The 19,003-nt window shown below is 41.8% G+C and carries 18 protein-coding genes; 6 read left to right on the top strand and 12 right to left on the bottom strand.

Annotated features, from left to right (window positions below):
* Positions 1–124: 124 nt before the first annotated feature.
* The 7 genes from L0U88_RS07210 to L0U88_RS07180 form a co-directional block, all read right to left on the bottom strand.
* Positions 125–1,396 (bottom strand): ATP-binding protein, encoded by a 1,272-nt coding sequence (locus L0U88_RS07210; RefSeq protein WP_234865065.1) that lies wholly within the window; start codon positions 1,394–1,396, stop codon positions 125–127.
* Between the two features lie 81 nt (positions 1,397–1,477).
* The gene (locus L0U88_RS07205) at positions 1,478–1,816 is read right to left on the bottom strand and encodes a hypothetical protein (RefSeq protein ID WP_234865064.1); all 339 of its coding nucleotides are present in this window, start codon (positions 1,814–1,816) and stop codon (positions 1,478–1,480) included.
* A 155-nt stretch (positions 1,817–1,971) separates the two neighbouring features.
* A complete protein-coding gene (locus L0U88_RS07200) occupies positions 1,972–2,412 on the bottom strand; it encodes an SMI1/KNR4 family protein (protein WP_234865063.1) in 441 nt (146 codons plus the stop codon).
* Positions 2,399–2,743 (bottom strand): hypothetical protein, encoded by a 345-nt coding sequence (locus tag L0U88_RS07195; protein WP_234865061.1) that lies wholly within the window; start codon positions 2,741–2,743, stop codon positions 2,399–2,401. Before L0U88_RS07195 ends, L0U88_RS07200 begins: the two co-directional genes overlap by 14 nt.
* A gap of 437 nt (positions 2,744–3,180) precedes the next feature.
* On the bottom strand, positions 3,181–3,792 hold the full coding sequence (locus L0U88_RS07190; RefSeq protein WP_234865059.1) for a hypothetical protein: 612 nt from the start codon (positions 3,790–3,792) through the stop codon (positions 3,181–3,183).
* A 217-nt stretch (positions 3,793–4,009) separates the two neighbouring features.
* Positions 4,010–4,627, bottom strand: coding sequence for a hypothetical protein (locus L0U88_RS07185; RefSeq protein WP_234865057.1), 618 nt, complete (start codon positions 4,625–4,627; stop codon positions 4,010–4,012).
* Positions 4,628–4,658: 31 nt separating this feature from the next.
* Positions 4,659–5,270 (bottom strand): hypothetical protein, encoded by a 612-nt coding sequence (locus tag L0U88_RS07180; protein WP_234865055.1) that lies wholly within the window; start codon positions 5,268–5,270, stop codon positions 4,659–4,661.
* A gap of 115 nt (positions 5,271–5,385) precedes the next feature.
* Between L0U88_RS07180 and L0U88_RS07175 the strand changes: the two genes are divergently transcribed.
* Positions 5,386–6,117 carry a hypothetical protein gene (locus L0U88_RS07175; protein WP_234865052.1) on the top strand — a complete coding sequence of 244 codons (732 nt, stop codon included), beginning with the start codon at positions 5,386–5,388 and terminating at the stop codon, positions 6,115–6,117.
* A gap of 24 nt (positions 6,118–6,141) precedes the next feature.
* On the opposite strand, the gene rhaM is transcribed toward L0U88_RS07175, so the two are convergent.
* Positions 6,142–6,456: an L-rhamnose mutarotase gene (gene rhaM / locus L0U88_RS07170; RefSeq protein WP_234865050.1), complete on the bottom strand. Its 315-nt coding sequence runs from the start codon at positions 6,454–6,456 to the stop codon at positions 6,142–6,144.
* Between the two features lie 29 nt (positions 6,457–6,485).
* The gene (locus L0U88_RS07165; RefSeq protein WP_234865048.1) at positions 6,486–7,055 is read right to left on the bottom strand and encodes a GNAT family N-acetyltransferase; all 570 of its coding nucleotides are present in this window, start codon (positions 7,053–7,055) and stop codon (positions 6,486–6,488) included.
* A 36-nt stretch (positions 7,056–7,091) separates the two neighbouring features.
* On the opposite strand from L0U88_RS07165, the gene L0U88_RS07160 reads away from it, so the two are divergent.
* Positions 7,092–8,135, top strand: a complete 1,044-nt coding sequence (locus L0U88_RS07160) for a TlpA disulfide reductase family protein (protein WP_234865046.1) — start codon at positions 7,092–7,094, stop codon at positions 8,133–8,135.
* Here the strand turns inward: L0U88_RS07160 and L0U88_RS07155 are convergent.
* Entirely contained in the window at positions 8,132–9,556 is a 1,425-nt protein-coding gene (locus L0U88_RS07155) for an AAA family ATPase (protein WP_234865044.1), read from the bottom strand. The two genes, L0U88_RS07160 and L0U88_RS07155, sit on opposite strands and share 4 nt — an antisense overlap.
* A gap of 121 nt (positions 9,557–9,677) precedes the next feature.
* A complete protein-coding gene (locus tag L0U88_RS07150; RefSeq protein WP_234865042.1) occupies positions 9,678–11,351 on the bottom strand; it encodes a glycoside hydrolase family protein in 1,674 nt (557 codons plus the stop codon).
* A 217-nt stretch (positions 11,352–11,568) separates the two neighbouring features.
* On the opposite strand from L0U88_RS07150, the gene L0U88_RS07145 reads away from it, so the two are divergent.
* Genes L0U88_RS07145 through L0U88_RS07130 form a run of 4 tightly spaced genes read left to right on the top strand, consistent with a single transcriptional unit; the run spans position 11,569 to position 16,617 of the window.
* Complete coding sequence (locus L0U88_RS07145; protein ID WP_234865040.1) at positions 11,569–12,858, top strand: hypothetical protein; 1,290 nt, start codon at positions 11,569–11,571, stop codon at positions 12,856–12,858.
* A gap of 12 nt (positions 12,859–12,870) precedes the next feature.
* Positions 12,871–13,671: a hypothetical protein gene (locus tag L0U88_RS07140; RefSeq protein ID WP_234865038.1), complete on the top strand. Its 801-nt coding sequence runs from the start codon at positions 12,871–12,873 to the stop codon at positions 13,669–13,671.
* Between the two features lie 14 nt (positions 13,672–13,685).
* Complete coding sequence (locus L0U88_RS07135; RefSeq protein ID WP_234865036.1) at positions 13,686–14,258, top strand: YdeI/OmpD-associated family protein; 573 nt, start codon at positions 13,686–13,688, stop codon at positions 14,256–14,258.
* 13 nt (positions 14,259–14,271) lie between these two features.
* On the top strand, positions 14,272–16,617 hold the full coding sequence (locus L0U88_RS07130; RefSeq protein WP_234865034.1) for a PDZ domain-containing protein: 2,346 nt from the start codon (positions 14,272–14,274) through the stop codon (positions 16,615–16,617).
* Positions 16,618–16,629: 12 nt separating this feature from the next.
* Here L0U88_RS07130 and L0U88_RS07125 read toward each other — a convergent pair whose 3' ends face one another.
* Positions 16,630–18,984 (bottom strand): hypothetical protein, encoded by a 2,355-nt coding sequence (locus L0U88_RS07125; RefSeq protein WP_234865032.1) that lies wholly within the window; start codon positions 18,982–18,984, stop codon positions 16,630–16,632.
* Positions 18,985–19,003: the final 19 nt, after the last annotated feature.

Genomic DNA, 19,003 nt, shown 5'->3' with positions numbered 1-19,003 from the left:
TATTCCTAATTCTCCGCAGTGGAAAAAGATCTTTCTACTAAGCCGCGAGCAGTGCTTGACGCGTGAAGAGATTGCCGTGCAGTTGGGACTTTTATTTTGATGAGGATTTATTAGATAAAATAGATTACAACAACTCCTGCCACAATTCCCACACCCGGATATGCCGGATGCCTTGCTGTGAGGGCAGGGAAATATCATCCAGGGAGATAACCCACTTTTCATAGCTATCCTTAATTGTTTCCAGCGGATTATATTCCCGGCGGATAGTATCTTCCCCTAATAGAAGATAGGTGCTTTGTATATAAATTAAGCGGTCTGCCTTTTTAGCCACAAAATCTATTTCCTTATTGCGCGTTATGCCTACATATACTTCATATCCTGCCCTCCGCAATTCCAGGTAAACAAGATTTTCTAATTTATATCCAATACCATAGCCAAAGCCAGGATACAGGTAATTTTTAAAAGATAGATCATTGATATAATACTTGCAATTACCGGAAATGGTTTCCTTCCCTTTTATATCGTAGCGCTCCGCGCGGTGAATCAGAAACGTATTTTCAATAAAACCCAGGTAATTGGAAACAGTATCGTACGATGTTTTTCTATTATTACTTTTAAAGAAATTAACAATATTAGTGATAGATAATAAATTTGACGAATTATTAACTATGTATATAAAAATATCTTCCAGCAACTTGGGATCTTTAATCTGGTGCCTTTGAATAACATCACGCAGCAAAACCGTATCCTTAATAGCCCTAATATAATTACGCCTGGTTTCTTCGTTAGGCAAAACAAACAACTCCGGCAAAGCGCCGCTTTCCATATACTCGATATAGCTTTGCTTCGATGCATTCTTATCAGTTATACCGGTATATTCATTAAAGCTAAAAGGAAATATTTCAAAAGATACATAGCGACCTGACAAGAGTGTAGCCAGCTCTCCCGATAACATTTTAGAATTAGATCCGCTTATAAATAGTTCTGAGGCTTCTACATAATCCTGTGAATGAGAATTGACAAAACGCTCCCAGCCTTCTATATTTTGAATTTCATCTATGAATAGATATATTTTCCCGGACGGTTTAAGCTTGCTTTTATAAAGTTTATATAAATCTTCCAGGTCTTGATAGTTTTGAACAGCATCAAACTCCGTAAATTCTTTATTTATGTAAAATATATTTTCAGGGTTAGTTCCCTCGCTGATAAGCCGGTAGGCCAACTGACGGAGAATATAGCTTTTCCCTACCCGGCGCTGACCTATTAATACTTTTATTAATTTATTACCTGTGTAGTCAAAAATCTTATCTGTGTACTCTTTACGCAAAAAACCGAGTTCCGGTACATTCCCATTCCAGAAATTATACTTTTCTAAAGAAGCAAAATTTTCTTCCATAGACGAATATTTAGTCAAAAATAGTATTTTTTTCGTCTATGGACGAATATTTTGACATTCATGAAGGATTTTTGTAATACCCTAACCAATTACGGGTATCGACTTGAACATAAACTGAAAGCACGCTACTATCCAGCAGCATACTTGCAGTTCAATACCAAAGTGGAACACATCTTCGTGTGCTGCAATAGCCGTGCGGATAGTAAAAGGGATGTCCGAGAACCGCAGAAACTTCATGCGGGAGCGGGACAGCATCATTACAAAAAAATGAACCGTCTTGCGTTTATTCTCCGCACTGCGCAGCGTGTACTGTCCAAAGTCAGCCTGCGCCTGCTGGCCATAAGGAAGCTCTGCAACCACAAAGTACTCCCGCGGGGTGGCTTCCAGGGGAATAGCATATTTCTGCCGCAGAAACAGCACAAAATTGTAAACTGTCTTGGCAGGAGTAGGTGGAAAGTCGGGATAATGTTCTTTTAACCAATCGTGCAGTTGAGCAGCAGAAACGGAAGGAAGCAGTTACTAGTATAAGTATAATTAAAATTGCTTTATTCATAAATTAGCTCATTTTGCATCAATTAAGTAAAATAGAGATACCTGATAAAGTCCAAAAAATTAGTCCCACAGCGCTTTGCCGGATCAGTATTTAGATTCGCCAAGAATCCAAATTCATATATCATTCCATCTGACTTCTTTATAGCGTAGGCAGTGTCTGCAGCATCTTGCCCAATTAAAAAATAATCAATAGCAAATGAAAATGAAGCATAGTCGGCATTGTTATTTAGTAGATCGCATGATGGCCAAATTATAAGATAATTATTCCTGCCTATCGGACCTTCGCCACCACCAACCTCAGATAGGAAATCTATATAGTCTTGTGGAAAGGGAAAATCACATTTATTAATTACCTCCTCAATACTGGATGTATCTTCTGATGGCAGAGGTAAAAAATCATGAAAGTATTTTTTGAAATCAATATTCATGGCATTTCTTGTAGAGTAAGGTCTACTTGGTAACATCTGTCAAGCTTTGATAAATCTCTTCCAAAGCCTTCTCATCATCCAAACCATAATTCCAACAATTTGCGGGATAGATAGATACTCCTAAAAAGACATTATGATGCAGGGTCAGTACACAGGATTTATATCTAAAATCCAAAAAAAAGCTATCATAATCATTTACCTTATTGAAAAATTCCACCCTCAATAAGTTTTCAATAAATACAGCTGCCTTATAAAATTCTTCATGGTCACAATTTTGAATTAACTTAATACCTGGATAACTGTTTGTGTTTTCCAAATTGGACTGCCGTTCAAATTTAACTGGATAGGACATGATAAATCGATTCATTTATTTCAATTATCTCATCTTACTTCGATGAATTTTCTTAATGAATTCTCAAAAATTTAATTCCCAATAATTTAAAAGCTGGCCCTTTCCGATCTTCATAATCATTTACAACATCTCGGTTATAAAAAAATCCAATGTAATTCTTTATCGGATCGGATTGAAAATAAACACGATTCAATAATCCTCCCATAACCTGCCTGGCGTAGGTAGAATATTCTTCCCCAAGTCCATTAAATATACTTATCAGCAATTCCAGCTCCAGAGCTGAAACACGTTTTCTCCTAAACAAATTGAACATTTCAGGTATTATTTTTTTTCAACAACCTTACAGTAAGAAACGAAGAAATATGAACTTACTGTAAACCTCTATTTTCATTTATTCCTATTAATAAATTCATATCCCTCCTTCATTCTGGAAATGGTTATCATTTTATTGCTTATTTCACTACAAAATAAAAATCTCCTCCCGGCAGATCTTCACCGGTATACCCTAACAAATGCCGGTTATGGCTGGTCTCTTTTAAGTTGATCGTAAAATTTGCCTTATCACAGGGAGCCGATTCCCGGTAGGTGTTATTCGAATTACTAAACACCATCTGATACAGTCCCGGCTTTTTAGGCTTAATGACCAGGTGAAACCGGTAGCGGTTATTTTCCTCCGCAAATAAATATGCCCGATATAAGGATCGATTTTCTACTTTGGATTCCTTCCCCTTTATGAGTGTGAAATCGAAATCATTGGCAGCATACTCAAATGAACCATTGGTCAGATCCCGTTTTCCAAAGGAAATAGCCGACCCCAAATTAGCAGCCCTCTTGAAAGGAACCAGGGTACCGGATTGCAATTCCACAAAGGAATTGGACTCGTCTATAATTATTGTGAGCGAATCGCCTAACTGCAGTGTATCTGTATCGGGAAATATTCTTACTGGTAATTCAAACTTATAATAGATGGCTGTACAGTCTTTGCTACAGTTGCAGGAAGCATTGGTCAGCAGTAGGACTGAGAAATACAGAATTACTACATTGGATATACTTTTACTTACCATACTGTCTTAAAATAGTAATTAAATTGAATAAAAAAGAATACCACCGAAATCGGCAGATTTATACCTACCCCAGAATTGATAACTATTGGCCGGGTGGTACGGCAGCGACGTGAAATCCTGGACTTACACAGGAGAACCTGGCGGTTGTATCAGGTGTGGGACTGTCCAAACTCAATAACGATACACAGGTTAGAAACCAGCCATAACCATCTATCGGTTAGTTCACCATGAAATAGAAATCACCGCCCGCAGTACTTTCATCTGCTGGACCAACCAGGCCCCTGTTATGGGAGGTTTCTTTTAAATTGATGGCAAAGTTCGCTTTAGGACATGGGTCATTTTTTCTGTAGGTATTGCTGGAATTGCTGAATACAAACCGGAACTGCCCTTTTTGCGTGGGAACCAGGATCAACTTAAATAAATACCTGTTGTTGGTTTCAGCAAACAGATACTCCCTGAATAATAGTTCATTTACACTGGGAGTGCTCTTCCCTTCAACCAGGTAAAATCGGAATGATTCAGCAGCATCATGCCAAAACCTGGCCAATGAATCATAACGCTGAAATCCAATGGCAGTTCCCAAATTTGCTGCATTACTGAAGTTTATAGACTGACCAGTATTTACATCAACAAAGCTCGTGGATTCACTAATTTCCAATACCAGGGAATCACCTGCTTTAATGGTATCATAATCAGGTGTGACTTTAGCCGAGATCTCAAATCGGTTGGTCACCTTTGTACAATCCAATCCTGATTTATTACAGGTTGCCTTTATGGCTGCTAGTCCAAAAAACAGGAGAAGCATTCGTTGAACCCATTCAGCATTTTTACTCATACATCACGAACCGGTTTTTTATCTATAAGAATTATTGTACAACAAAATTAAAATCACCACCGGGTACATCTTCACTTTCTAACCTTACTAAATGCCGGTTATGATTGGTCTCTTTTAAAATGGTAGTAAAATTCGCTTTATCACAGGGAGCCGATTCCCGATAGGTATTGACCGAATTACTCAGGATCATTTTATACAGTCCCGGCTTTTTAGGTTTAATAACCAGGTGGAACCGGTAGCGGTTATTTTCCTCCGTAAATAAATAGGACCTAGTTAAGGAAGGATTGATTGCCCTGGATTCCTTACCATTTAACAGTATAAAATCGAAATCATTGGCAACTTGGTCAAATGCACCGGTGCTTAGATTCTTTCTTCCAAAGGAAATCGTTGACCCCAAATTAGCCGCCCTCTTGAAAGGAACCAGGGTACCGGATTGCAATTCCACAAAGGAATTGGACACGTCTATGAATACTGTGAGCGAATCCCCCAAACGCAGGGTATCATTATCTGGGAAAACCTTAGCAGGTAATTCAAAATTATAGTAGATGGCCGTGCAATCTTTGCCACAGGTGCAGGAAGAATTGGTCAGCAATAGGACTGAGAAAAAAATGATTACTCCATTGCATATCTTTTTACTTGCCATACTGCCTTAATATAATAATTAATTTGATTAAAAAAGAATCCTTCCATATCACCCTATTACGGTATTGCACCATCGAACGCGAAAAGATAGTTTTAGGCCCACAATTACTTAGATCATGAAAAAAACATTATTCGCGGCGCTGGTTGCGCTCCTATTTGTGCATTGTAGTAAAAGCGATGATGACACAAACACTACCCCACCTGAAGAAACTAATCAATTTGCAAACTGCCTGGTTACTCGTACTGAACGAGATGGTTTTGAACCGCATATTTTTACCTATGACAACCAGAAGCGTTTAATCAAACACGAATATGCCGGCTATGAAAATGTATTAACCTATACCGGGAATACTGTGATAAACACTCAAACTTCCAATGGTAATCCGCATTACAAAAAAACGATCACCCTCAACGATAAGGGCTTTGCAACCAAAATAAAAGTGGAAAATCCCAATGGCACCTGGAGAGAAGAACTATATGAATACGATGGTACCAGAGTGGTAAAAAAATCAACTTCAACTAATAGCAGTATTTCACCGAAACACAGCTATTATCAATGGTTGGATGGTAATATGGTGGGTGAAACGGATCCCGAAGGAGATATCACTTCTTACACCTTTAATACCGATGAACTGTTTCAGCAAGGGGAAAATGCTGGCATCGCTGAACTGGAATTAGGCTATAAAATCATCCGCAATAAGAACAGGATAAAATCAATAAAATCGCCCTCCGGCACCATCACCAACCACAGCTATTCAGAAGATGATCAGGGTAAAATAATACGCCGGCAAGTGAGTTCTACCAGCGGAGCCAATTACAGTGAAAAGATTCTTTATAGTTGCAATTAAGGGACAGAGTTCCACATAAAAATATTACTCCAAATAAAACACTTCTGCCAGTGGATCGGCAACCGGACTGTCATCAGCATTGGTAAGCATCAGGTCTTTCATATAGGTCCACCACTTTCTCATTAGAGGATGTTTGGGTAGTTCCTCCAGCAGCGCCGGGTTTTCGACTTTCATGACAGCAAATAAGGAGGAGGATTCTGCATCCAGAAATATGGAATAATCCTTTATGCCATGCTCTTTTAGAAGCAGTTTTAGTTCAGGCCAGATTTCATCATGCCGCCTTTTGTATTCCGCCTCCTTCCCTTTAATTAATTTCATTTTAACCGATATGCGATGCATAGCTCAGAATTTAATGTAAAAGATATCAATTAGTCCCTCCGCATGCAAAACAATTCATATCCAAAATCCAGCTTGTTATAGGTAACAAATCCAAATTGCTCGTACCAGGTGATATTTTTTCTGGTTGATGTTTCGAGATAAACAGGCAGTCCCTCCCTTTCAGCATTTGTAAGTATTTCATTCAGGAGAGTTTTCCCGATTCCTTTGTTCTGATCCGCCGGATATACTCCAATAAACCACAAATAATAAAAAGGAGATTTGGGATAAAGTTGCTTGATTTTCGACTCCCGGCTCAGCACTTTTTTCAGATTCGATAAACCGATTACCGAGAAGGCCAGATCCAGATCCAGCAATAAAGCTGACAGGGATGTTTTTTTCTTATGCGGGAATAAAATCAACGCGCAGGCTTTTTTATCTTCGGTCAGGTATACTTCACCAAACCGATAACATCGTTCAAAAGAATAGGCCATGAGTTTTCGGAGCCTTTCTTCTTTTCGGCTATCCTGCTTTACGATGTACTTAATGCTTTTGTTATCAGCAAAGGAATGAACTAGGATATTGACTATCAGAATTTTGTCTTTATACAGCGCTTGCTTCATGGTTAAAAATAGTATATTGTAAATAAAGAGAATCCTATGAATAAAAGACTTCTCTGGTTATTACTATCCCTTGCAATAAGCTATATACCTTCCTATGCCCAGCCCAAACAAAACACCTATACGTTAACGGGTGAAATTATTGGCCGGGATACTGGAATAATAATCCTATGGTTACCTGATACAACAGGTATCTGGCGCAAGGATACCACTCTATTAAATAAGGGAAAGTTTCAGTTCTCCGGTTACATTAATGAACCATCCTTTGCACATTTGATTGGTATTCCCAGAAAAAATAATTACTCTGACTTTTATTTGGAAGCTGGAAAACAGCATATCCTGTTACAACAGGATAATTTTTCATCATTTAAGATGACTGGATCTGCTTCTCAACAAGAAGCAGACAGTCTTTATGCATTGATTAATCCTATCGAAAAGAATCAAAACCTACCAGATGCTAGTAAACAACAAGCAATTATAGAATCAAAAATACAATTCATAAAAGAACACCCGTCCTCGTATGTTAGTCCAACTGAATTACTCGGACTATTAAACAACCTTCCTGCTTCAGTTGCCAATGAACTCTTTCTTTCGCTGGATGAAAAAATTAAAGAAAGCAGGGCCGGCAACTTATGCCGGGATGAAATCAAAAAGAAAAATTCACTTACCATTGGAAGCCCTGCCCCTGATTTTCAGTCATTCGATAGTAATAAAAAACAGTTATCTCTTATCGACTATCGGGGCAAATATGTGTTGCTGGATTTTTGGGCAAGCTGGTGTGTGCCCTGCATAGAAAGTACAAAAACGGTAAAGCAAGTATTTTCATTATATCACCACCGAGGATTAGAAGTTATCGCAATAGCAGATGATGATCGGTCAAAAGAAGCCTGGCGGAAAGCAATTATAAGAGACAATAGTACTGAGTTTATTCACGTATTAAATGGAAATTCAATTAATGACAAGTATGATATTTTCGCACTCCCTACCAAGTATCTAATTAATCCAGAAGGCAGAATTATAGGCATTTATATTGGCACGAATGGCGATATTGATTTACAGAATAAACTGAAGGAACTTTTCTAGTCAAACAATATATCCAGCTCAAAACTGTTTTTCACCATGGAGGATGCATACGCATTGGATGCCAATCCAAAGGTGGTTATCATCGTCAGATAAATTGCTTTGGTAGTTTTTGTTTGTTCTTTAAATACCCGAATTTTCTCTGCCAGTTCTGCTGCATATGCTTTTGTTATGGTAAACGGATGAATAGAGAACTTCATTTCACAAAGATTGATCACCCGATCCCTGCGATCAATTACCAGGTCAACCTGCGCACCCTGCTCTTTGTCGCGGCTAACCCAGGAAGAGGTGGTGGTTTGAATACCAGTTATACCCAATGCCTTTTTTATTTGTCCTATATGCTCCAGGCAAACCTGTTCAAAAGCATAACCGGTCCAGGCTCTTTTCTGCGGACTATCAAGCTGGTTCATCCAATTATTCTCATCCAGCGTGGAAGAACTTTTTATCCATCGCAGGTAAAAGAGTGAATACGGATCTGATAATTGATAAAGACTTAGCTTTTCTTTATTACCATAGGAAACATATTTGCGGATAAAATGGCTTTCTTCCAACTCCTTCAGGATACGTGTGGTGCCACCGCCATTGGGCATGCCGGAAACCTCCAGCAGTTCATCACGGGTTAGTCCCCTTGCTTTTTTACTTAATGCTTCTATTATAGAAATATGCCGTTCCGCTTTTTGAAAGAGAGAATGATACAGGTTATCAAACTCACCCCGTAATAATCCATCCGCAGTAAAGCACAATCTGTCTATATTCTGATCTGCACTAAGACTAGTATTCACCTGATCCAAATAAAAAGGTATTCCACCCATCACCATATAGAGCAGAACAAGTTGATAACGATCAAAACCTGCCGACCTGGCTTTGAAATATTCCTCGCATTCCTGTAAGGTGAAAGGCTGGAGCCGTATGCGATGAGTGACCCTGTTGTGAAGTCCTCCTCTGCTATTGATTAGTGTATTGATCATCCAGGCCGCCGCAGAACCACATACCACCAGGATAATATCGGTTCTTGCACTTGCCCAGGAATTCCAGAAATGTTCCAGTGCGGGAATAAATCCGGATTGTGCAGTATCCAGCCAGGGAAGTTCATCCAGGAAAACTACTTTTTTTTCATCCGTTGATTTTTCCAGCCAATTGATTAATTGCTCAAAGGCTTCCTGCCAGGTTTCTGCCTGCGGTTGGAGTTCCGCGGAAGTATCATATTTTCTTAAGGCAGTAGCAAAATTAGCCAGCTGCTGTGCCATGTTTACATTCGCCATTCCAGTCAGATGAAAGGCAAACTTGTTGTCAAATGCCTTGCGAATAAGAAAGGTTTTACCTACCCGCCTTCTGCCATACACAGCTACAAATGCGGAGGCATTACCCGCTTTCAGGTCAGATAGGATGGCTAATTCCCGTTTCCTTCCTATAATCTGCTGCATATCCCTCAATTTGGCTGCAAGTTAGTTTTTTGTGCACTTATAGCCAAATTGAAGGCTCAATTTGGCTATAAGTCAACTTTTTTTCCAGTTATAGCCAAATTGACTCATCCAACACCAAACTTTAAGGCAAGGGGATTGCTTTAAATTTAAATGGAGGGGCTGACGGATCAGCATCCGATAGTGATAGTACAAACTCATATTCCCGGCCCTTTTCAAATGGATACGTAGTGTTGAGTTGAAGAGCCAACTTTCCGTACGACTGGATTGGCGATATAGTACCTGTCGCGATTTCTTTCACCCCTTCCGGGCTTTGTAGCTGAAGTTTCAAGGTAGCTGGTTGAGAGGTTGCCATGCCAAAATTTTCTACTATAACACTTATACCTGTAGTACCTGTACCCGGACTAAATACCGGGCGCAATGCAGACAAAATACCCGGCTCATACGCCACCCAGGGTACACGGGTGTAGCCAAACAGGAGCTTTCCATTTTTGTACCTGCCGATCAGCTTGGGTGCAAACTCTTCTTTGGTTAATCCATGTCCCTCTGCACTAAAAGTGAGTATTAAATCGCGGCCCTGTTTTTTACTTGCTACTAGTTTCGCCCCTTTTCCGAAATTCACCTGCTCATTGCTGCCAAATCGCAGTGAACCAAGATCTATATCCTTATCCGGATTAAATCCTTTCTCAGCGCTTACCCTGATTTGAATAGTTTCACCTGCTGCTGGCAAACTGGTATTCAGGAAGCTGATCAAAACACCCGGATTCAACGGTATGGAGATGTTTTTAGAACTGTGCCGGTCATTCGCCTTATCTTCCTTCTTGAGAGTATCAATAACCGCGAAATTTGCCTGGATGGCGCGGCCCTGCGTATCCTGTAAGATCTTGATGCGTTCAAACTTAAACCAGTCTTCCAACCTGCCATCTTCGTGAAAGGCAATCCCCGGCACATAAGCTTCTCCAGGATCTGTTACCCAATTCACCCCATCTTTTGAACGCAGGTAAAAAGCAATTCTTCCCAGCCAATCATTTACGATCATATGATACTGTACCGAATCTCTCCATACCACCGGATCCTCAAATTCACCCGCCACATCCGGATAGGTTCTCTTGTTCGATACCTGCCGATACGGCGATAAACCGGTCTGGCTAATCCACACACCACCACCACGACAAATCATCAGGTAAGAACCATCGGGACGTTTGGCAAAAGTTAAGTTTGATAATCCTTCTATTATAGGGCGATCTCTTGGATCAAATTCAAACTTCCCCTCTTGCCAGGTGCCGTCCAGCGAATTGGTTACATAATTTTTATCAATACAGTACAACACGTAGCGGCCATCCTGCAATTGAAAAATTTCCGGATTATGTCCGGCACCAATGGTATCTTTTATGGTATAGGGACCAATGCGGTTATTGCTGACCGTATGATAGACAATCGAACGCGGCCATTGCCCATGACCCTTGGCAGAACTTTCCGGCCATCCGCAAACAAAGAGATGATACGAACCATCAGCGCCCTTCACAATATTACCGCCCCAATAAGAACGCTCCCGGTCTTCAATACCATTGTCGATGTAGCGTGGCAGTACATTAGCGCCTCCCCAGGTTGCACTGCTCAGTTTTCCTTTTGGCATAGGAAGAAAGCGATCCTTGAAGGCAGCGCCTTTGACAAGTTGTTTCCAACTCTCTGGTCGGGGGCGTTCAGTGATTTGTGCAAAAGCGGAGAAATTTGCTACGAATAGCAATAGCATGAGCGAGCTGAGTTGTACAAATCGGAATGGGCGAGTTAATACCATATGAAATAGTTAGTATTGCCGTAAACTACTACAGAAATGTTATAGGTAGTTCCCCCTGATTGCCCTCCATTTGCTGGAAATTACCTTTGCTATCCACCTATCGCACTGCCAATACTTATCGTGTAAAGTTATTCGTCGATACATTCCGCAATTGGTCGATCTGTCAGGAGTAAGCCTACCTGGTATACGAGGTTTGCAATTCTATAAACCTTATCATATGTCCGGCTTTCAGTTGTTTCGAAACAGTCACTGGTTGTTCCTTCTTTCTATTTCCCTATTATTCGGTTGCAGCAAGGGTGATGAGAATGCAGCACCGCAGCGCATTCCCGCAGTGTATGACAAAGGAATCGTAAAAGGTGAGCGGGTTGCCAGAAATATCGGCACTGCTGGTGGCACTATAATTTCCGCAGACGGGCGTTTACAGGTGACCGTTCCTCCCGAATCTGTTACTGATGATGTAGTTTTTGCCATCACTCCCATCACGAATACCTGTCCGATGAGTTCGGGAGATGCGTACCGGCTCGAACCCGAGCAGGTCTCCTTTCAAAAGCCGGTACAACTAACCCTGAATTATAACGATACAGATCTGGAGGGAACGATTCCGGAAGCCCTGTACCTGGGGTATCAGAATGAGGCAGGACATTGGAACCTGATGACCCGATCAATCGTGAATAAAATAAACAAAACCATCACGGTGGAGTCGAATCATTTCAGTGATTGGGGTATTGTAGAAGACTTTAAAGTAAAGGCGGATAAGGATATCATCCAGCCAGGCGAAACGGTTCGACTTACTGCGTATAAATCGATTGCGCTGAAACCGGAAGACAGTTTGTTGGCACCACTGGTAGATCCGGAGCCCTTTGACCTGAGAGATAAAGTGAGGTGGAGAACTATAGCCAGCATGGGTGTATTAACAGCTGATGGTTCGCAAGCCTATTACAGAGCACCTGATGAAATCCCTTCTAACAATCCTATTCTCATTGAAACCTCGATTTCAGGTATTCCCTTAAAAAATCCGGTGACAGGAAGAGTATATCCCAACGGCGGTTTATTGATCCTTACGCCCATTACCATTGCCGGGGGAAATGTGGTAACGCTTTCCTATAAAGGAACTGATTATGTTTTTACCAATGTGGTGATTGGAGAAGCAAATGGCAAGATCACTGTTCAGGGGGTAGATGAAAACTGGAAAGGCATTCACCTAATAGCCAATGGGAGTCGCGCGGGGGCATTTGCCTATGGCGGACTTCATGATCCCTTAAAATCAAGTGCCACCATTAATATGGGTCCTTTCAGTTTTGGTACAGAGTATCTCAAGTGTAACATTCCCGGTGAATTCTTTTCGGAAGGCTCCTTTGTTGTTTCAAAATGGGCCGATGTGGGAGAAATGGTAAAGGGGAGTTTTTCAGGTACCGTGTATAGTCGTAATCCGCCAGGCACCAGTTGTCCGAATGAACCGGAGAAACATACTTTCAGTGGAATTTTCCACGGACTCCGACAATATTAATTTCGGTTCTGTATGACAGTTAAACATGTTACAGGTGGAGGATCCATTGTACTGTTCTGGTTGCTTTTTCTTTCCTGCCATCGGAATCATTCCGAACCGTCGCAAGATGATAGTACTACTTACAAGTTGAAACATATTGCGATAGAAGCACTGCCCTCTCCCTATCTGCAATTTCTGTATCTACCCGATGGACGTATCACGGAGATCAGGCAGGAAGCCAATCTCTATCAATATCACCTGCAGTATAAAAATGGTCGGCTTGACTGCATGATCAATAAAGCCCATCTTGATTTTGATACACTGAAGTATCAGTATGCAGGAAATCGTGTTGTAAAAATCCAACGATCCAACGTTAGTATGGGTAAGCTGGAAGAGATATTGCTTCACTATGACCAGGCAGGAAGATTAACTGTTGTGGAATGGCTGAAACTGGCAACCGGACAAGTATTCAAAAAACTGGAAATGCAGTATGGACCAGGAGACAATATGAATGCTTACGATGAATACTACCTTCAGGAAGATATCCTGGTGAAAACTGGCAGCCATGAATTTTCAGGATTTGATGAGAAAATCAATGTAGCAGCCAACCTGATGCTAAAAGATATTCATTATTTACAAGTGCCGGGAATCCGGTTACAGAAAAACAATCCGTCGGAAGAAAAAATCATTGGCAGGTTCACTGACTGGGACATAAATTTCAGGTATGCGTACCAGGATTCCTTACCCATTTCAAAATTATCTACTATGACAATAACCCGGGGCGATGGAATGGGACGCAGTATTACCAGTTTAACAGAATATGCGTATTATTGAGCCAGACTATATCAATGACCGAGATAGAAATAGTATATCCAAAAACGATTGCTGAGTGGAGAAGATGGCTGGCAAAACACCACCTTTCCAAACAAGCCGTTTGGGTTGCATTTTATTCCAAAAAATCTCAAAAGCCATCCCTGACCTGGAGCGAAGCAGTAGATGTAGCGTTATGCTTTGGCTGGATCGATAGTAAAAAAATAAAAATAGACGAAGAACGCTCTCACCAGTTCTTCAGTAAAAGGAAACCTAAAAGCAACTGGTCAAAAATTAACAAGGAAAAAGTAGATCGGCTTATTGAAGCGGGACTAATGGCAGAAGCAGGATTGAACAGTATAGCAATTGCCAAAGAAAACGGTTCCTGGAATAATTTGGATGCCGTGGAAGAACTGGTGATTCCGGATGATTTGGAAAAAGCCTTTAAAAAATACAAGGGTTCAAAAGACTATTTCATGAGCCTGAGTAAATCCATCAAAAAAATGATCCTGTATTGGGTGGTTTCTGCCAAACGCCCCGAAACCCGCACCAACCGCATCAACCAGGTGGCCGAACTAGCCGGCCAGCAAAAAAAACCGCAGCAATTTTAGTTATCTTGTAGGCATGAAACTTCCGATACGCTGGGCCATTTGCTTGCTATTACTCTCCCACTACAGTTTTGCACAACAGGATTATTATGTTGCCATCCAGGGTGATGATCGCAACAACGGCAGCTTAGAAAAACCTTTTAAATCAGTGCACCGGGCCCTGCAGCAGGTGGCAAAAGCAAAGGGTTCAAGTGTTCGGATTTTTCTTCGCAAGGGAACTTATTATCTGGATCGTACGCTGGAGATTACTCCGGCACTGTTGAATCAGAAACAACTGGAAATAACAGCTTATGAAACTGAAAAAGTTACGCTAAGCGGAGCAGTTCCCATCACCACAACATGGAAATCATACAACGAAAGGATTCAGCAGGCCTTTATTGGAAAAGGACTTCCAATGGACCAACTGTTCTGCAATGGAAAATTGCTACAACTTGCGCGCTATCCGAATTATGATAGCAGTGCCCGGGTTTTTAATGGTACGGCTGCTGATGCGTTAGCCGTTAACCGTATTCGCAGTTGGAAAAATCCGACCGGAGCTTTTGTTCACGCCTTGCACCAGGGAGAATGGGGCGGCTTTCATTATCGGATTACAGGAAAGCTCAATGACAGCCTGCTCCTGGAAGGTGGCTGGCAAAATAACCGTCCGGCTCCCCTGCACGCGGAATACCGCTTTGTAGAAAATATAGTTGAAGAACTCGATGCACCCGGGGAATGGTATTATGATAAAGTTACCGGTATACTCTATTTGTATCCGCCATCGGGTGTTCAGTTGGAAACAGTCCAATTGGAGCGGGCTGCCCTGGATGAACTAATATATCTCAAGGGGAGCAGACAGCAACCAGTGAAAAATGTTATTGTAAGAGGAATTGATTTTAAAGGCACCAACCGCACCTTCATGAAAACTCGTGAGCCCTTATTACGAAGCGATTGGACGATTTACAGAGGGGGTGCCATATTAATTGAAGGAGCTGAACAGATTAAGATTCAGCATTGCAGTTTCTCCATACTTGGCGGCCATGCCCTATTTGTAAGTCGCTATAACAGGGAGATCAATATTGAAAACAATCAGATCCATCATATTGGTGGAAATGCTATTGCTTTTGTAGGTGATCCGGATGCCGTACGTTCCCCTGCTTTCCGATATGAGGAGGCGGTAGCACTGGATACAATGGATTTTACACCCGGACCAAAAACAGACAATTATCCGGCGTTCTGCAGGGCTTATGGTAACCTGATTCATTCCATCGGACAGGTGGAGAAGCAGGTAGCGGGCGTGCAGATCAGTATGGCGATGGATATTAAGGTAGAACACAATACCATTTATAAAACACCAAGGGCAGGTATCAATATCGGAGATGGTTGCTGGGGTGGCCATACGATAGCGTATAATGATGTTTTTCAAACCGTGTTGGAAACCGGAGATCATGGTGCGTTTAATTCCTGGGGTCGCGACCGCTACTGGGTTCCGGGCATAGAAGCTGTGGATGAAAGAGTAAGAGCCAGACCTGATTTTCCTTTTCTGGATATGGTCAAACCAATAACGTTGAACAATAACCGCTTTCATTGTGAGCATGGTTGGGATATCGACCTGGATGATGGCAGCAGTCGCTACCGGATCACCAATAACCTATGTCTGAATGGGGGCTTAAAACTTAGAGAAGGATATGACCGAATCGTGAAGAATAATATCCTCGTCAACAATACCTTTCATCCGCATGTATGGTATGAAAAAAGTGGAGATGTTTTCACGCAAAATATTGTGACCAGCACCTATGCACCGATCCGGGTGAGGAATTGGGGAACGCAGGTTGACAGTAATTATTTTATTCAACCAGGTGCGCTGGATGCTGCGAAGGAGAATAAAACGGATCAACATAGTTTAACCGGTAATCCGTTATTTGTGAACGATAACCTTGGCGATTACCGTATTCAACCGAATTCGGAAGCGGTTGCTATTGGCTTTGAGAATATTTCGATAGAATTTGGAGTAACAGACCCTTTGCTCCGGCAACTGGCAGCTTCACCACCACAAACAGGCATACGGATCTTGCAGGCTAAAGCGACAACGACACAAATAAAATGGTTAGGCGCCATCATCAAAAACATTGAAACACTGGGAGAGCAATCCGCCTCCGGCAGTCCGGATAAAAAAGGAGTATTGATTCTTAAGGTAGCTCCTGGCAGTCCGGCTGCCAAAAGCGGCTTGCAAGCAGGAGATATCATCCGTTCCGTCAATGAAACAAGCATTGAAGATGTGGATGCCTTCCTGGCGATAATTCAGTCAATTAATTGGCAGGGTACCGCAACAGCGATGGTCTTGCACAATCAACAGATAGTAAAACGTCAGTTGGTGTTGAAGTGAGGAAATGATTTACTATTGAATCTTCTCCATTTTCCCCTTTAGTTTTACTGTTCCTTTAATGGCCGGTTCCCCACCAGTCATGGAACCGGCGTCGATCAGGATGGAATGTTTGCCCTGGGACATTTCCGGTAATTCTTTTTCAATATTGATTTTGCGGATCAGACTTCCTTTGTCATTGTATAATTTCATTTCTTTGGAACTATCCCATACGAGCGTTTGTCCTTTTTTCATAGTAACAGGTACTGTAATTCTGAAAAAGTTGTCTATCTCCAATTCAATATTGCCGACCTCCGCATCGTCTTCACCTGCAATCAGCAACTGCAATTGTATTTTCTGAGATTCGCCGCTGTTGTTGAAGTCGAAACGAGTATGCGTAGGCTCTCCTGGCTGCAGGACTTTCTTAGGGTGATTAAATTTTACTTTATCAAAATGCGCCAGCGACCATTCTTTGTTAGTCAGTTTCCGAAGTTGAAAATCGTTGCCCGGGTTCTTTAATTCCAGGCGTTGCTCCGGATTAAAGATGCCCAGCTTCTTGGCTTCCTCCCACAATACAATCGTTTCAATAATCTTATCGATGTTTGGATTCTTTTTGAACGCATTGTGTCGAAGTACCAGGGCGTACCCTGCATTGTAACCGGCGGCAACTGACATCATCCATTCAACATCTTCCACCTGTGTATCGGCATTCACCAAAAACCAACCCAGCATATTGGGCATATAGTTGCGTTCAAAGAAAGGTTGCAACCTGAAACGATGTTCCGATTGACTTTCTCTGAAACTGGCGTACCAGGGTTCTCCCCAATTGATATAGCTGTTGTGATTCCAATAGAAATGATTGATAATACTGGAGCCATTCACCACTGTATGTTTTACGCTTTTCAGAAACTCATCGGCGAAATAATTTTCTGCATAATCACCGCGACCCGTATAACAGGCTCCTTCATGCCCATCAAAATCCATGTGAGATACACCGGTCTCATTGAAAAAGGCAGCCATGTTCTTTATCAACTGCTGCTGCATTTCCCAGTTAGGGAACATGGTTTTATACGGGAAGTCCATTAACTTTTTTACCTGCGCACCTTTTTGATGGGTAGCAGGTTTGGTGTTAAACGCTCCACGAATGCAGTTCGTCAGGGTGTATGGTTTTTCTTTAGAAACTTCCTGGTACCGAATGATCTCATTTCCAATTTGAATACTGTTCAGCGTTGATCCTTGTGCAAAATATTCATATCCCTCCACGACAATACTGGTGGCAGTTTCATCAATATCGGCGGACAAATTTGAAACGCCGGCTGCCATCAATCCGCTGTTAAGATTGGTTGTAACAAATGGATCATTAGTGGTGATGAAATTGGTGAGGGTATGCACACCCACCCGTATATTTTTACCTGATGCTTTCTCGACCATTTTTTTCATGCCCAAGCGGCCATTGGGAAATTGCTCTTTATTCAGATCGAAATGTCCCCAATTCACAAAAGGATGCTCCTGGTAGATGGAGTAAAAACCAAGGCGTTCTGTCAGTGAAAGTAAATCATCAAAGTTCTCTTCTGTAAAATCAGTAATCAGATAAGGGCGGCCGGTAGTTCTGGAAGCCCGGGTCCATGCTCCGTCAATCACCGGGAAGGGAAGCCCTTCTGCCTTGTTGATGCGCCCTATGGTTGCCAGGGCGTTTGCAGGCGCAGTGCCGAAAATGGCGATTGCGCTACCTTCCAGTTGATAGTCTTTAAGCCCGGGTACCGGACAGTTTTTGTGGTGGTTCCAAACTGTAATAACTCTATCCAGCGATTGATTAATCGCGAAAGCCTGCATGGCCGAACCAAATTCCTCTGCACTTGCAGCGCTACCAGCAATGGAGGCGGATGGAGAAGTTACACCTTCCTGATTCGTCAATTTCCCACCGATTGTTTTGGCATTGAGGGACCTCATGCCGATAGCGAAATTCTTGTTGCGAACAACTCCAACCACTTCACCGATGGTATCTTTTATAGTAGTAGTGAATGGTCCCCATAAAATGGCATCAATCTTTTCTTTTGCGGCAACTTTAGTGAGTTCAAACTTGATGTAATCGGCGGTTTCTTTAGCAGTAACCTGCAATTCAATCCCGTTACCATAACTAAGCGCAATAACCTTACCACGCACCTTTACTGTTTGTGGGTTCATTTCCTGATTGGCGCTTTTAATACGGAGTAGTTGTCCCGAGTGCCCATTGGGAACAAAGTTCATACTACTGCCGGCGTCCACCATTTTGATAATTTCCCCTTTTGGACTAATCTCCATGGAGAAGCTCTTTGTTTTTAAGGTAAGTTGAGCAGAGATAGTGGTAGTAAGAACTGATCCGATTAAAAACAGCAAGAGGCGCTTATTCATGTTCGTTGTATTTGGTAAA

The sequence above is a fragment of the Flavihumibacter fluminis genome, from assembly GCF_021491375.1.
Taxonomy (GTDB): domain Bacteria; phylum Bacteroidota; class Bacteroidia; order Chitinophagales; family Chitinophagaceae; genus Flavihumibacter; species Flavihumibacter fluminis.
Note: the sequence above shows the minus strand (reverse complement) of the source record. Positions and strands in the feature narration are given on the sequence as shown.